This is a genomic window from Paenibacillus sp. GSMTC-2017, assembly GCF_016019935.1.
Classification (GTDB): domain Bacteria; phylum Bacillota; class Bacilli; order Paenibacillales; family Paenibacillaceae; genus Pristimantibacillus.
Genome location: NZ_JAECMT010000003.1, coordinates 225449 through 238966 on the forward strand (window position 1 = coordinate 225449; position 13518 = coordinate 238966).

The 13518-nt window shown below is 41.0% G+C and carries 15 protein-coding genes; 10 read left to right on the forward strand and 5 right to left on the reverse strand.

Annotation, left to right across the window (positions count from 1 at the left end; translation table 11 throughout):
- The first annotated feature begins 1 nt into the window (after nucleotide 1).
- The 6 genes from I6N90_RS12985 (at nucleotide 2) to map (ending at nucleotide 4501) form a co-directional block, all read left to right on the forward strand.
- Nucleotides 2-430, forward strand: coding sequence for a PaaI family thioesterase (locus I6N90_RS12985; RefSeq protein WP_197936042.1), 429 nt, complete (start codon nucleotides 2-4; stop codon nucleotides 428-430).
- A gap of 130 nt (nucleotides 431-560) precedes the next feature.
- Nucleotides 561-779 (forward strand): hypothetical protein, encoded by a 219-nt coding sequence (locus I6N90_RS12990; protein ID WP_197936043.1) that lies wholly within the window; start codon nucleotides 561-563, stop codon nucleotides 777-779.
- Between the two features lie 180 nt (nucleotides 780-959).
- Entirely contained in the window at nucleotides 960-1148 is a 189-nt protein-coding gene (locus I6N90_RS12995; RefSeq protein WP_197936044.1) for a hypothetical protein, read from the forward strand.
- Nucleotides 1149-1257: 109 nt separating this feature from the next.
- Nucleotides 1258-2373 (forward strand): FecCD family ABC transporter permease, encoded by a 1116-nt coding sequence (locus tag I6N90_RS13000; RefSeq protein WP_232242970.1) that lies wholly within the window; start codon nucleotides 1258-1260, stop codon nucleotides 2371-2373.
- Between the two features lie 210 nt (nucleotides 2374-2583).
- On the forward strand, nucleotides 2584-3627 hold the full coding sequence (locus tag I6N90_RS13005) for an NAD(P)/FAD-dependent oxidoreductase (RefSeq protein WP_197936046.1): 1044 nt from the start codon (nucleotides 2584-2586) through the stop codon (nucleotides 3625-3627).
- Between the two features lie 121 nt (nucleotides 3628-3748).
- The gene (map, locus tag I6N90_RS13010; protein ID WP_197936047.1) at nucleotides 3749-4501 is read left to right on the forward strand and encodes a type I methionyl aminopeptidase; all 753 of its coding nucleotides are present in this window, start codon (nucleotides 3749-3751) and stop codon (nucleotides 4499-4501) included.
- Nucleotides 4502-4508: 7 nt separating this feature from the next.
- On the opposite strand, the gene I6N90_RS13015 is transcribed toward map, so the two are convergent.
- Nucleotides 4509-4961 carry a hypothetical protein gene (locus I6N90_RS13015; RefSeq protein WP_197936048.1) on the reverse strand — a complete coding sequence of 151 codons (453 nt, stop codon included), beginning with the start codon at nucleotides 4959-4961 and terminating at the stop codon, nucleotides 4509-4511.
- Between the two features lie 295 nt (nucleotides 4962-5256).
- Between I6N90_RS13015 and I6N90_RS13020 the strand changes: the two genes are divergently transcribed.
- Complete coding sequence (locus I6N90_RS13020; RefSeq protein WP_232242971.1) at nucleotides 5257-6120, forward strand: alpha/beta hydrolase family protein; 864 nt, start codon at nucleotides 5257-5259, stop codon at nucleotides 6118-6120.
- On the forward strand, nucleotides 6117-7211 hold the full coding sequence (locus tag I6N90_RS13025) for a threonine aldolase family protein (RefSeq protein WP_197936049.1): 1095 nt from the start codon (nucleotides 6117-6119) through the stop codon (nucleotides 7209-7211). The genes I6N90_RS13020 and I6N90_RS13025 overlap by 4 nt, the downstream gene beginning before the upstream one ends.
- A 359-nt stretch (nucleotides 7212-7570) precedes the next feature.
- Here the strand turns inward: I6N90_RS13025 and I6N90_RS13030 are convergent, their stop codons facing one another.
- Nucleotides 7571-8956: a stalk domain-containing protein gene (locus I6N90_RS13030; RefSeq protein WP_232242972.1), complete on the reverse strand. Its 1386-nt coding sequence runs from the start codon at nucleotides 8954-8956 to the stop codon at nucleotides 7571-7573.
- Between the two features lie 470 nt (nucleotides 8957-9426).
- Here I6N90_RS13030 and I6N90_RS13035 point away from each other — a divergent pair, with 470 nt between their 5' ends.
- Complete coding sequence (locus tag I6N90_RS13035) at nucleotides 9427-10350, forward strand: hypothetical protein (RefSeq protein ID WP_197936051.1); 924 nt, start codon at nucleotides 9427-9429, stop codon at nucleotides 10348-10350.
- A 12-nt stretch (nucleotides 10351-10362) separates the two neighbouring features.
- Entirely contained in the window at nucleotides 10363-10836 is a 474-nt protein-coding gene (locus I6N90_RS13040; RefSeq protein ID WP_197936052.1) for a hypothetical protein, read from the forward strand.
- Between the two features lie 69 nt (nucleotides 10837-10905).
- Here I6N90_RS13040 and I6N90_RS13045 read toward each other — a convergent pair whose 3' ends face one another.
- Genes I6N90_RS13045 through I6N90_RS13055 form a run of 3 tightly spaced genes read right to left on the reverse strand, consistent with a single transcriptional unit; the run spans nucleotide 10906 to nucleotide 13473 of the window.
- Entirely contained in the window at nucleotides 10906-11577 is a 672-nt protein-coding gene (locus I6N90_RS13045; RefSeq protein WP_197936053.1) for an amino acid ABC transporter permease, read from the reverse strand.
- 4 nt (nucleotides 11578-11581) lie between these two features.
- Nucleotides 11582-12427 (reverse strand): transporter substrate-binding domain-containing protein, encoded by an 846-nt coding sequence (locus tag I6N90_RS13050; protein ID WP_197936054.1) that lies wholly within the window; start codon nucleotides 12425-12427, stop codon nucleotides 11582-11584.
- A 41-nt stretch (nucleotides 12428-12468) separates the two neighbouring features.
- The gene (locus I6N90_RS13055; RefSeq protein ID WP_197936055.1) at nucleotides 12469-13473 is read right to left on the reverse strand and encodes an oxidoreductase; all 1005 of its coding nucleotides are present in this window, start codon (nucleotides 13471-13473) and stop codon (nucleotides 12469-12471) included.
- Between the last annotated feature and the right edge of the window lie 45 nt (nucleotides 13474-13518).

Consider the following 13518-nt stretch of genomic DNA (forward strand, 5'->3'; position numbering starts at 1 on the left):
AATGGATGAGAAGTGGTTTCTGCAGCAAGCAGATAGTGCAGGTCAATTGACTCGTCTAGCGGAGCGTGCACAGAAGACGTTCTGGGGTTTGCTCGGTTGTGAAGTCGTGCATGCTGATGGTCATAAAGCAGCAATCTGTCTCGACGTTACTCAGCAACATCTTAATTTGCTAGATATTGTTCATGGCGGAGTGTTGATGTCGCTTATGGACAATGCAATGGGACTAATTGTTATGCTGGCGGAAGCAGATAGCAAAGCAGTGACAGCAACGATGAATACGCACTTTCTGGCTAACAGTAAGGGAGGACTTCTTCTTTGTGAATCGGAGCTAATGCACCGTACTGGACGGACACTTACACTTCTTGCACAAGTAAAGGATGAAGAGGGTAAGCTATTAGCGTGGGGAAGCGGCTCTTATCGATTGTTGTAGCCTAGTTGCTTGAGCCAATTGCTTTCGATATACTATTAACTAATATATGGAAGTTTAAATGATTCTAATGACGCATTTATTGTTGTACTCCGTTTTCCGATAAATGGGTTAGATGAAAGGAGGTGAGGGCATGGCTTCAGAATGGGCAACAAAATTATTGTTAGGTTTCGGAATCGTAGTAGCTATTATTGGGGTACTTGCATATTTACGTTTATTTCGTAAGGAAAAGCTGACTAGAACTACCCATTCAAGGGCGGATGTCACACCTCCTTCGTTTAATTTGGCGAATAAGAATGTTGCCAATGATGGTGATGAGATCTCTTCTGAGGACGAGCCCCCTAGGGATTAAATAATTGTTCACTTTCATAATTGTTGGTAAACTGTTATAATAGTAAGAAAAATGAAAACATTGTGACTCATTGGCTTTGGAGTTGCCTACACCAAGTGGGTTCATGTGGTGTAAGAGCCGCATACGTTCTCGGATATTACTGTTTAGGACGACCATCCATCGTATAAGGGAGGGGATTTCATGGCGAAACATAGCCAGAATGAAGTCAAGGAAAGCCTGAAAGAACTAACGAGAATTTTCCAGCCCAAGGACCCGCGTAAATTTGTGAAGGAATATATCCGCAAGTATCGAATTACTGGCGGATATGAGGATGAGCTTACTTCTCTTGTTGAAGATGAGCTTGGCAGAATCAACTCTTCAGTCGGATGAGACATAAAGGATAGAGGCTTTATTCCTTGTATTTGATACAGGGGAGAAAGCCTTATTTATTTGCGCCTACATAGTAGAAATGAAAGTGAAGAAAGGAAAAAGGCGAAGGATGGAAGTTGAAAAGACTGCTTTAGTTAATCGGAGGGCAAGTGCACGTCGTCCAATGATTATTTTTTGTGTTGTGCTTTTGTTAACATTGGTTTTGTCGTTGCTTAGCATAAGTGTGGGGGCGATGAGCACTTCTCTAGGAGAGACGCTGTCTATTTTGTTCGGAGCTGGTACCGAAATTGAGCGTCAGATCATAGTTGAATTACGTCTGCCTGGGCTTATTGTTCATTTACTTATCGGTATTGGCCTTGCAGTATCAGGCGCTATTATGCAAGGGTTAACACGCAACAAGCTGACAGACCCCGGTATTATGGGTATCCAAGCTGGCGCAGGTCTATTTATAATGTTATTTGTTATACTCATTCCTTCAATGTTTAATCTATCATTTATTGTATTTCTTAGATGGTTAGGTATCTCTAAATCATTGTTTTCTGAGCAATATGATATAGTAAATTACTTACTTCCAATCGTAGGGGTTGGAGGGGCCGTGTTAACGGCATTGTTGGTTTACTTGTTTTTATACAGACAAAAGGTTGTATTGTCAAAAACACGCATACTGTTAACAGGGATTTTAATAACCATAACTGTTTATGTTGCAATGCTCTCGCTTAAATTCGTTGTAAGTTATGAAGACTTTCAATACATAGAGACATGGCTGATAGGGAGTAGATATAATTACGACTGGAATATAGTATTCGCTTTACTGCTGTGTTTCATTATTTTATTGCCAATTGTAATAGTTGGGGCTTGGAAAATGAATAAACCAGCAGCGTATGATCGAGCAAAAAGTGATGATAGAAGTAATATCATTAGAGAGAATTTGTTACTATACCTAGCAGCGGCAGGGATAGCTGGAGCATGTGTTGCGATAGGTGGAGGTATTGGATTTGTTGGTTTGCTCGGCCCGCATATTGCTAGAGGATTAGTAGGTTCGAGTAAAAGAATGTTGCTACCAGTGTCGGCGCTCGTAGGAGCAATCCTTGTAGTTATCGTGGATATCATTAGTCGTATTATTATTTCTCCGTCACAGTTTCCACTAGGTTATCTATTTGCAATTATCGGAATTCCGTATTTAATTTATGTAATGATTAGATTAAAGATAGTAGAAAAAATCTAGCAAAGCTTGATAAGATAAATGGAGATGTCTGCCGCGAAAGTGGGCAGGCATCTTTGATTTATTGCAATAAGTGGGTATAAGTTGTTAAATTTGTACATTATCTTGAATATTTAATTGAGAACGGGTATCAATTAGTGTAAACTGTAATTACTAATAATAATTATCATTATCAAAAATTGATGCACAGAAGATAATTGGAGGAGGATTACGATGCAAGAGCAAACGGAATTATTTGATATAACGATTATCGGCGGGGGTCCTGCTGGTTTATATACGGCTTTTTATAGTGGTATGCGTGAGCTTAAGACGAAGATAATTGAAGCACAAGATCGACTCGGAGGACGGATGTTACTGTATCCAGAAAAGATTATATGGGATGTTGGCGGCGTTACTCCGATCCGTTGTGAAAAGCTGATTGAGCAGTTGATTCAACAAGGAAAAACGTTTGATCCAACAATCGTTTTGGGTGAACAAATAACAGGGCTAGAAAAATGTGATGACGGTACTTTTATTTTGACTGCATTAAGCGGGGAAAAGCATCATACACGAGCTATTATTATGGCTTGCGGTTACGGCATTCGCAAGATGGCGAAGCTTGAGATCGAAGGTGCGGATCGCTATGAGGTCACGAACTTATATTACACCGTTCAGGAGCTTGAAGGTTTCCGTGGCAAAAGGGTACTTATCTCAGGAGGCGGTGATTCTGCAGTAGATTGGGCAAATGAGCTAGAGCCTATTGCTGCAAGTATAACCGTCGTCCATCGACGTGACAGCTTCGGCGGACATGAGCGGAATGTAACGAAGATGAAGCAATCTTCAGTGGACGTACGCACACCTTTTGCAGTTAAGGCACTACATAGCAGCAACGGTGAAACGATCTCTCGTGTTACGATTCAGCATGTAGAATCGTTAGAAGAAGAAACGATTGAAGTGGATGCAGTTATCGTTAATCATGGCATGCGTAGTGATTTCGGTCCTGTACGTGAATGGGGACTCGATATCGGAGAATGGAATGCGACTGTAAGTGAAAAGATGGAAACGAATATTCCCGGCATATTCGGGGCAGGAGACTTTGTAGAGCATGGTAGCAAAGTAAGTTTAATTGCAGGTACGTTTACAGATGCAGTAGTTGCTCTTAACAGTGCGAAGGTGTACTTGGAACCTGCGGCAAGTCCGTATGCATATGTATCTTCTCATAACGAAGTGTTCAAGGAGAAAAACAAGAAACTTGAAGAAACGATCAATCAGATATAAGTGGTTTGGATTAAGTTTATTGAAACGCCATTTTTTAGTAGTACTAATATCTCCTTAACAGGAATAGGGTAAGCATATACTCCACATTTCTGTTAACCAAGACTTAAAGGAGGTATCGAAAATGGCATTGGAACTAAAGACGAGGGAACATATTAGAGGTATTCGCAAAGCAGGGCGCGTCGTTGCGGCATGTCATAAGGCATTATCAAACAGGCTTGCTCCAGGAGTAACGACGCATGAAATAGATCGATTTGTTGAAAGATTTATGCTAGATCGAGGTGCAACTCCAGCACAAAAAGGATATAAAGGATACCCATATGCCACATGTGCATCAGTTAATGATGTTGTTTGTCATGGCTTCCCGGACTCTGAGCCACTCGAATCTGGTGATGTCGTAACCATTGATATGGTTGCAGATATGAACGGATGGAAGGCAGATTCTGCTTGGACATATATTATTGGGAAATCGAATCCTACGACGGATAAGCTGCTTCGCGTTGCGAAACAAGCGTTAATGGATGGTATTCGGGTAGCGCTTCCAGGTAACTATGTTGGCGATATCGGATATGCGGTGCAAACAAGAGCAGAACGAGAAGGATATAACGTTGTCAAAATGTTTGTCGGACATGGAATCGGTCGGAAGATGCATGAATTTCCCGAGGTGACGCATTACGGACCACCTGGTCAAGGCGTTAAGCTTGAGGAAGGAATGGTTATCACGATTGAACCAATAGTGACGACAGGACGATCCGACGTGTACATAGCTCGGGACGGCTGGACGGCGAGAACGGTAGATGGTTCATGGGCCGCCCAATTCGAACATACCGTTGCGATTACGAAGGATGGCCCAATTATTTTGACACGTTGGGAGTAAGGTGGGATTAGGTAAGGTTCAACTTCTTCAATATGGAGAGTAGAGTTTTGCTATCTTCAATCGTTAGCTGGCTGTATTTCGCTTGATAATCAATTCCGATGAAGAGCAAGTCTTTATTTGGTGATACCCATATTGAATATGTCAATGAAGCTGAGGAAATGTCAGGACTTGTGTCGACTGCTCTTATTGTGTAATCAGGCATTCGCGACATGAGTGCTTTAATATTTTCCCATGGCGCTTGATTTAAAATAGTGATTATCTCTTTAGTGGCTAGAGTATCTTTGATTGTTACCATCGGGGTGTACGATGTTCCTTCTAGCTTGCTGAACTGTAAGGATATGCTAGCGCTTTGTTCAATTGTTTGTTCGTGGATAGTTCCTTCAGCGATGTGATCGCTCGAATCAGAACCGACAATAAGGACTAGGCAAAACAAGAGACCCGTGAACAATAATTTTGACATGTACGTACCCCCTTACTGAATCATGCGAAACCATTGAAAACTAAAAGGATATTAGTGGTTAAATTGGATGTGGCTCACTGTTCATGACGTATTATTGTTTAAAAAGGTTGCTACGTAGAATTAATTGTGCAACGTGCAAATGGAGCGTTCCTCTATGGAAGAGAGGGATGCTTTTTTGTGTTGGATAGCAGTTGTTCATTTGTGCGTTATTTCCATTATAATGAGAGATAGAATGAATATCGGATTTTAATTGAGTAATTGATTTATATACATGGTAGAGAGGTGGGGAATGTTGATGTCGTATGTACATGAGGAACTTATGCATGAGAGATTCGAGATGGAGCGGGCGAAGGATGTTTGGATTAGGGGAGATGTTCGGGTATGTATAGAAACAACAACATTAACAAAAAAACCTGTCCTTTTGTTCTTACATGGTTTCAAAGGGTTTAAAGACTGGGGGTTCTTCCCGTATGCTGCGGAGAGCTTTGCAAAGCTTGGGTATGCGGTAATTACGTTCAATTTCTCACATAATGGTGTGAAGGAAACTGATTTCGATGAGTTAGATAAGTTCGGAGGAGCTACTCATTCGAAGGAGCAGTTTGATATTGAGTATGTAGTTGATGCTCTGCAGGATGAAAGATTACCATTATCGGAGTATTTGGATAAAGATAGGCTTCTAATTGTAGGTCATAGCCGAGGTGGAGGGAACAGCGTCATCTTTGCCTCCGCCTTTCCGGGAGTTAAAGCGGCGGTAGCATGGAACGGAATTGCCGATTGTAATCTGTTCGGTGAAGCATTCCGAGAGCAAGTACTTAAAGATGGTATCGGTTATGTCGATAATGCAAGAACGAAGCAGCAGATGCCGATACAAGCTCAGTTTTTTGAAGACTTAGACAGCCATAAGGAGCGGTACGATATTGTTGCCCAGGCGGCGGGATCAACTGTCCCGATGATATTTATCCAAGGTGATCAGGATTCAGAGTTTATTCGATCGGGGTATGAAAGATTGAGAGCAGAGGCATCTCAGCATCAATTCATCACCATAGAAGGGGCCAATCATACATTTGGGGCGAAGCATCCTTTTTCTGGAACGACAGATGAGTTGGAGAAGGCAATTGTGTTGACTGATCAATTTTTGAGAGGGAGTGTTAATCTATGACAAAGCTAATTGATGCATACAATCAAGCAAGTTATCCTTTGGTCGGCCATGGTAAAAGGAATGCTAACGTACTTAAGGAAGTATTTGAGGCTGTAGACGGTTCTTTGGAAAGTGATATGTACGGAACAGGCAAAGTAATTGAGGATTATCAGGAGAAAATGGCAAATCTGCTCGGCAAGGAATCAGCAGTATTTTTCCCAAGTGGTACGATGGCTGGACAGATTGCACTCCGTATATGGAGTGATAGAAAGCAGAATAAGAAAGTAGCTTATCATCCGACGTGCCATTTGGAAATCCATGAAAAGGATGGCCTTAAGGAGTTGCACCATCTGGAGCCTATTCTGCTCGCAGACATGACAAGACCCGTTCTTCTTCAAGATTTACTGAATTTAAAAGAGGATGTTGCTTGTATTTTGCTGGAGTTACCGCAGAGGGAAATAGGCGGTCAGTTGCCGGAATACTCGGAACTTGAAGCGATGTCGGCATTTTGCCGGGAGAGAGGTATTAAACTTCATCTGGATGGTGCTAGACTGTTTGAAGTACTTCCTTACTATGGTAAGTCAGCAAACGAGGTATGTGCGCTTTTCGATAGTGTCTATATTTCGGTTTACAAAGGGATTGGCGGTATAGCAGGAGCTATTCTTGCTGGCGATGGAGACTTTACTGAAGAGTCGAAAATATGGAAGAGACGCCATGGTGGAGATCTAATTAGCTTATATCCATACATCCTTGCGGCCGATTATTATATGGAGCGGCGGTTGCCTCTGATGGACAAATACTACAAAGAAGCGGTGGAGTTAGCCGCTTACTATAATGGTTGTCATAACATTAAGACAAGTCCTGCCGTTCCTGTCTGTAATATGTTTCACGTTCACTCGGATGTCGGGAAAGAGGAGTTGGAACGTACTTTCGCAGAAATTGCGCTACAGACAGGAGTCGGATTAACATCTTCGGTTCGGGAGCGGGATGATGGGGGCTCTAACTTTGAAATCAGTATAGGAGATCGTTATGGATTTGCTCCTAGAGAGGCTGTTACTGAAGCTTTCCGATTGTTGGATTTGAAGCTTTGTGAGGTTAAAGTAAAGGGCTAGTACTTGTGTTGGATGAGGAGTAAGTAGGGGAGTGTCGGTTTTGATAGATGCTCATTAGTTGTTGGGTCTAATCTAAGCGCAAATATACACTTATTTTCGAGTGTTGATTGATATTTTCGGATATTAAACGCATAAATGTTGTTAGTTTCGTCGATTGGTTCGAATATTAGGAATTTAAGTGTACAAATACACTTATTCGTTCGCACATTTCAATAAACTTAGATTTGTTAGGGATGTCTCCTTTTGAGACATCCCTATTTTTATTGAAAGAATGTGTAACTAAAACTAACGTTACCTGTTGGGAAATCCATATTTTCTATAGACATAATGTAGATAAAGTAATATTTAAATATAACAATCTACTTTGTACTAATAGTATCAATATTGACAGACGAACTTTTGTTATCCCAGCTAACGTTTTTACCAAGTGCTTCACCAATGAAACGAAGTGGTACGTAGGAGGAGTTGTTTTTAACTACAGGTGCTACAGTTAGTTGCTTTGCTTCACCGTTCACATAAGCGATCTTAGAGCCAATAGTTAATTTAATTGATAAACCTTCTTTAGTCCCAACTATAGTCTTCGAATTTGGGTCCCAATCTACAGCTAGATCCAAGCTTTCAAATAGTGAGCGGAACGGCACCATAACAGTACCTTCGCTTTTGAAAGGTGAAACTGACATAGGTAAGGATTGATTATCCGAATAAACTTGTATTTGTTTTTTGCCGAATGCAACAAGTCCGATGTCCATGTTCGTAGAATAGATGTTTCCATTGTTCCCGATTAGTACCGAAGTAATCTTATGCCAAAATGCGTTTCTAAGAAAAACGAAGATTTCATGCCCTTCACTGTTCAGCCCGATAATATTGCCAGATCCTGTTGTGAAGTAGACATTACCAATCTTATCGGTAATGAGAGTATGATATGTATCGATACCTTGTTTTTCAGTTTCCCTCGGCTTATAACTCCATAACGATGTTCCTTTGTAATCGATTTTTTGGATACTCCCCCGAATAGTTATGTAATACCCGCCTTTACCATCAGTTGGAATACCTGAGGATTGGATATCAGTTAAATCAGAGTTACTTGATATTGAAACATTTCGTCCATCAGTTGTGTTCAAAGCATACAATCCATCTTTCGTAAGCATATACAGAATTCCGCTGTCAGAGAAATATGGTTCGAACACAGTATAAGGGTCAAGAAAGCGCTGTGGTTGTGAACGCCATCTTACGTTACCCTTTGAATCAATTGAGATGATTTCTTTATCGTCGGAATTAACATAAATGTTTCCATTTGGATCGGAATACACTTTTGATGTATGGAAATTATTTAATAATTCGTGAGCGTTGCGAGATATAACATCTTCATTTACCCAATTAATTTCGCCGTTCGCATTTCGTGAGACTAACCCTTTATCGGAAAAATAAATAAAATTTCCAAGTATGTCTCCAGCAAAATGATTATCGTGCCGGCTGTAAACGTTATCGGATTTGATTTCCCAATTAATAACTCCTTCTGGAGATATGGCAAAAATAGACGTCAGTGCAATGGGATCGGAAAAGTTGTTGCCGGACTCATAGGCGTAAAGGGTTCCATCTTGTCCCATTTTCATATTTATGACACCTAAATCTATGTCTAATTGAAGCTTCCATTTTACTTTTCCGTTCGGATAAACAGCGTATACGATATTATCATAAGTGATCGTGTACAGAACTCCGTTTGGATCTTGAACCAAGCCAAACATAAGGGGGCTATCAATTTTCCATTTGTGTTCGTAGTTTTCCGAGTTTAATAATTTGGGATAAGGACGTTTGGGTGGGGTCTCGTTAATTTCCCAGTTCAGTTGAATTCCGCTGGAATCGGGTAAGTGGGGGTTGGTTGCGGCAAGGGCAGTACTGGGTACGCTTGTAATTGCTAGTATTAAAATGATAGAGGTAAGAAAACTTTTCATAGCTTTAACATCCTTCCATTTATATTAAAATTATTATAGAAGAATGTGGATATTTAAGGTAGTATAATTTCTAAGTAATGCGAACTTCCTAATCGATGGGTTCTATAGTAGTTAACTACTTATTGAGTTAGTGGTGTTTGGAAAAATGTTAATGTGCAAACTACCTCGCCATACTTTTGCCATGTTCAGTCATTCTCATTACAGGCATAATACAGTTAACAAATTTAGAAGGTTTTTAGTATTTCCTTCGAGGAGACGTTAACATGCTAAAACAAACGGTAGAGTTGCAATCTTTTGCCGATATATCAGAATTTATTGAAGGGTTTAACATTGTCTCGACCAAATTCGGAGCGGATGGCCGCGTTTATGTCTTGCTGATTAACGAGATCCCGGAGCGGGAAAAAGGTATGTTCGTACCTGCGACTTTAAAGCAGGTATATACCTACAAAGTGTTGATCGTAACGGATAAATATATTGATGAAGTAGTGATTGGAAATCAGAAGTACAATTATCATTATGTACAGCCACTTCAAAATCATCTTTTGTTAGTTGGAGCTCGTTGCTCGTATTATGCTTTTGGGAAACACGATCTTAATGCAAAAGTGTGTGATTATGATGGACGTACTGTTCGAGAGTTTCTTTTAGGCGACGGAATTCAAAGTGTTCAAGTGACTGAAAAAGGTACAATTTGGACTAGCTACTTCGACGAAGGTATATTCGGTAATTATGGGTGGGATGACCCCGTTGGGGCGAATGGACTTCTTGCTTGGGACGAGTTTGGTAACAAATTATATGAAAATCAAGTTGCTGAAATATGCGACTGTTATGCTTTAAATGTAGTTGATGAAAAGGAAATATGGTTTTACTATTACACAGATTTTTCGCTCGGTTGTATTTCAGGCGGACTTGATCAATCCAAAATTACTTTTATGAACCCAGAGATTTCTGGCTCATCTGGTTTTTGTACGGATGGTTATCACTTTTTGTTCGACGGTGGTTATGGAAAACATGGTACGTTTATTCTTAAGAAAAATGTGAAACCGGGAAGCTTGTCCAATGGGCACAAAATAAACTTTTTAAATGAACAAGGCAAGCCACTCATTGCGGATAAACGAGATTTTCGAAAAAATCGCGTTCTGTTTAGTGAAGGAAGCTTGTTGTATCAGGTAGCGGTTGAACAATTGTAAGGGAGAAACGCAATGAAAAAATTCAGCACCGTAATTATTCTTATGCTGTTGACTGCTATGTTTGTCAGTGCTTGTTCAAAATCTAACAGTGAAAGTAACGAACAATTAATCGAGAAAGCGGAGAGTCTATTTAATGAAGAAAGGTCCCTCTCAGATAAATTTGATGAGGATGTAGTGAAGTTATATTCTGATGAGGCAGAAATTAAATTTGTTATCATTCAATCAGGTAAGAAACAGGAAATGAAATACGGCGGGAAAGAGTTCAAAGAAATGGTCGCTAGGTCTATGTCTCTTGCAAAAGAAAGAAATGATAAAGATGTATATTCTGATGTGAAATACGAAGTTTTGGAAGATAAAAGAGTTAAGATTACTGCAAATAGATATTCGAATCTATACAAATATGATAGTCCATTTTCCTGTATCGTTGGGCCAGATACAAACGGTGAATGGAAGTTTTTAAAAGTGGATTTTGAAATGCACAGATAGATGGGGAAGGCCTCTAGTAATGCGAAAATACATGAGATAGAGGCCTCTAATAAGGTTAAACATACATTATTACCGCGCATAAGGCCTGCCCACTTTCTTCTCCAGCTTTCCTTGGAACTTGCCGAAGAGAAGGGCGACGATGAGATAGAGTAGGCTAACAGAGAGGAACGTTTCCATAACCTTTAACGTATCGGCTGCCATTAGCTTTGCTTGGCCCATCATTTCTGTTAAGCCTAGCGTGAAACCGAGTGACGTTTCCTTGATGATGACGAGAAAGGTATTGCCTAGTGAAGGCAAGGCGATCCGATAAGCTTGCGGAAAAACAATCCGCCTAAAAGCTTGCATACGGGTCATCCCAACAGACTGTGCAGCTTCCATCTGACCGCGGTCAACCGAATCAATCGCACCTCGAAATATTTCTGCAAGATAAGCCCCGTTGTTCAAACTAATTCCTATAATCGTTGCTTGGAACGCATCCATAGCACTTAGTGCAGGGAATATTTGCGGTAGCCCATAATAGAGTAAGAACAGTTGCACAAGCAGCGGCGTCGATCGGAAAAATAAGATATAAGCGTTCGCGGAAGCCGCAATAACTTTTAATGGAGAACGTATCATAGCTTCGAGAATAATACCGAGTATAACCGCGAATAACATGGATAAAACAGCCAGCATGAGTGTAATGGGCAGGTAACTTAATAGCCGAGGAAGGCTGTTTACGAAATAAGACAGATCAAAGTTCATCCCGTTAATCCGCCGGCTTGCTTAAGTCTTGGCCGTACCATTTTTCCGCAAGCTTCTTTAATGTGCCATCATCTCTTAGCTCTTTCAGTGCGACATTCACTTCTTCCACGAAAACTTTGTTTGAGTCGTTAATAAGAAATGGGCTTCCGGCGGGAATAACGACGAATTGTTCGCCTGCGAGTTTAAGCGGTTGGCCTGTCTTTTTGATTTGTGCAAGTGCAGCTGCTTTAGTCGAAAATGTGGCATCAAGCCTACCTAATAACACATCGCGGAAAGCACCTTCGCCAGTTTCGTAGGTAACGACTTCGATCTTCCCTTCTGGGTCAGCTTCTTTTATGTAATTCAGCATAATTTTATTGCCTGCAACAAGTCCGATTTTTTTACCTTTCAAATCTTCAAGCGAATGGACTGTCGAATTGTCTTCCTTCACGACAAGCTGTGCACCCGAATAGACATAGGGCTCAGTGAAAAGGTATTTCTCTTTTCGTTCTTTTGATAGGGCAATAGAATTGACAATCGTATCGATTTTATTTGATTCAAGCGCTCCGAATAAACTTGCAAAATCTGTTAATGTATATTCGATAGAGAGATTTAATTTTTTTGCAATTTCAGCCCAAATATCAATTTCATAACCTTCGAGCTTATCTCCATTTTCCGTATTTTTGAACGTATAAGGGTAGAAAGCCCCGTTCGTTCCGATTCGAATTACTTTTTTCTCATTAGCTGATTCGGCAGACGTGTGTTTCGTTTCAGTGCTACATGCAGACAACAGCAAGAGGGTTGCAAGGGTCCAAATAATTGCTGAGTACCATCGGTTTGACTTATTCCATTGTTTGCGTTTGTTTAACACTGTATTACCGCCTTTTTAGTATGATGGATGACGCTTGTTTTCTATCGTTCAGTGGACAAAAGAGGGTGTTTGCCAAGCAGTCGTCCCGCGAAATCAGGGTCGTCCAGCAGTGGCCGTCCGACCGCTATGAAATCTGCGAGTTGCTCCGAAATTACTCTTTCCGCCAAAGCTGGTTGATGAATACCGCCTACCGCAATAACAGGCAAAGATAGCTTTGACTTCATAATTGCAGCGTATGGAATTTGATAGCCGGGATGAACATCAAGAGGGCGGTTCGGCGTTAGACCACCTGAACTAACATGGACTGCATCAAGTAATTGCGCAAGTCCACTAATGATGTTCACAACTTGTAACGGTATAAGTCCAATTTTGTCATAATCTGAAGCGGATACCCGAATTTGAACGGGATAGTCTGGCCCAACTGCTTCACGTACGGCGAGTACAACTTGCAAGACGAAGTGAAATCTCCTATTTGCGCTCCCGCCATATGAATCTATACGGTGGTTAGTTATTGGTGACAAAAATTGATGGAGCAAATAGCCATGTGCAGCATGTAGTTCGATACCATCGAATCCGGCTTCTTTGCTGCGAATGGCGGCCTGGCGGTACTGATCCAGGATACGTGCGATGTCAGCATCATTTAGAGCATTTGGAGTTCCATAATCGTCGTTGAATGCAAGTGGGCTTGGGGCGACTAGCCTCTCACGGTGCTGCGGATATGATTTTCTGCCTCCATGCGATAATTGGATGAAGATACGTGCATCTTTGTTATGTACAGCCTTCACGATTTTGCTTAACGGCTTAATATGGGAGTCGGAATAAATGCTGATATCATCATGATAAAGCCTGCCTTCCGGTGAAACGGAAGTAGATTCAATAATGACAAGACCGACATCCCCCGCTCGCCGTCCGTAATGTTCTACATGATAATCTGTCGCGTGCCCATCTAATGTACCTTTTCGCTGCTGCATAGGGGCGAGTATGAGACGGTTTTTTAACGTTAATGTATTAATTTTCCCTGACGAGTGTAATGAGGGCGCCATCATTCAACCCTCCTTTCCGTTTATTCTTATAGGTTTTATCGGGTTATT

What these genes read in the sequence shown, in the direction of transcription:
- I6N90_RS12985 (WP_197936042.1), top strand. Translation starts at nt 2, where the DNA reads ATGGATGAGAAGTGGTTTCTGCAGCAAGCAGATAGTGCAGGTCAATTG.
- I6N90_RS12990 (WP_197936043.1), top strand. Translation starts at nt 561, where the DNA reads ATGGCTTCAGAATGGGCAACAAAATTATTGTTAGGTTTCGGAATCGTA.
- I6N90_RS12995 (WP_197936044.1), top strand. Translation starts at nt 960, where the DNA reads ATGGCGAAACATAGCCAGAATGAAGTCAAGGAAAGCCTGAAAGAACTA.
- I6N90_RS13000 (WP_232242970.1), top strand. Translation starts at nt 1,258, where the DNA reads ATGGAAGTTGAAAAGACTGCTTTAGTTAATCGGAGGGCAAGTGCACGT.
- I6N90_RS13005 (WP_197936046.1), top strand. Translation starts at nt 2,584, where the DNA reads ATGCAAGAGCAAACGGAATTATTTGATATAACGATTATCGGCGGGGGT.
- map (WP_197936047.1), top strand. Translation starts at nt 3,749, where the DNA reads ATGGCATTGGAACTAAAGACGAGGGAACATATTAGAGGTATTCGCAAA.
- I6N90_RS13015 (WP_197936048.1), bottom strand. Translation starts at nt 4,961, where the DNA reads ATGTCAAAATTATTGTTCACGGGTCTCTTGTTTTGCCTAGTCCTTATT.
- I6N90_RS13020 (WP_232242971.1), top strand. Translation starts at nt 5,257, where the DNA reads ATGTCGTATGTACATGAGGAACTTATGCATGAGAGATTCGAGATGGAG.
- I6N90_RS13025 (WP_197936049.1), top strand. Translation starts at nt 6,117, where the DNA reads ATGACAAAGCTAATTGATGCATACAATCAAGCAAGTTATCCTTTGGTC.
- I6N90_RS13030 (WP_232242972.1), bottom strand. Translation starts at nt 8,956, where the DNA reads ATGTTTGGCTTGGTTCAAGATCCAAACGGAGTTCTGTACACGATCACT.
- I6N90_RS13035 (WP_197936051.1), top strand. Translation starts at nt 9,427, where the DNA reads ATGCTAAAACAAACGGTAGAGTTGCAATCTTTTGCCGATATATCAGAA.
- I6N90_RS13040 (WP_197936052.1), top strand. Translation starts at nt 10,363, where the DNA reads ATGAAAAAATTCAGCACCGTAATTATTCTTATGCTGTTGACTGCTATG.
- I6N90_RS13045 (WP_197936053.1), bottom strand. Translation starts at nt 11,577, where the DNA reads ATGAACTTTGATCTGTCTTATTTCGTAAACAGCCTTCCTCGGCTATTA.
- I6N90_RS13055 (WP_197936055.1), bottom strand. Translation starts at nt 13,473, where the DNA reads ATGATGGCGCCCTCATTACACTCGTCAGGGAAAATTAATACATTAACG.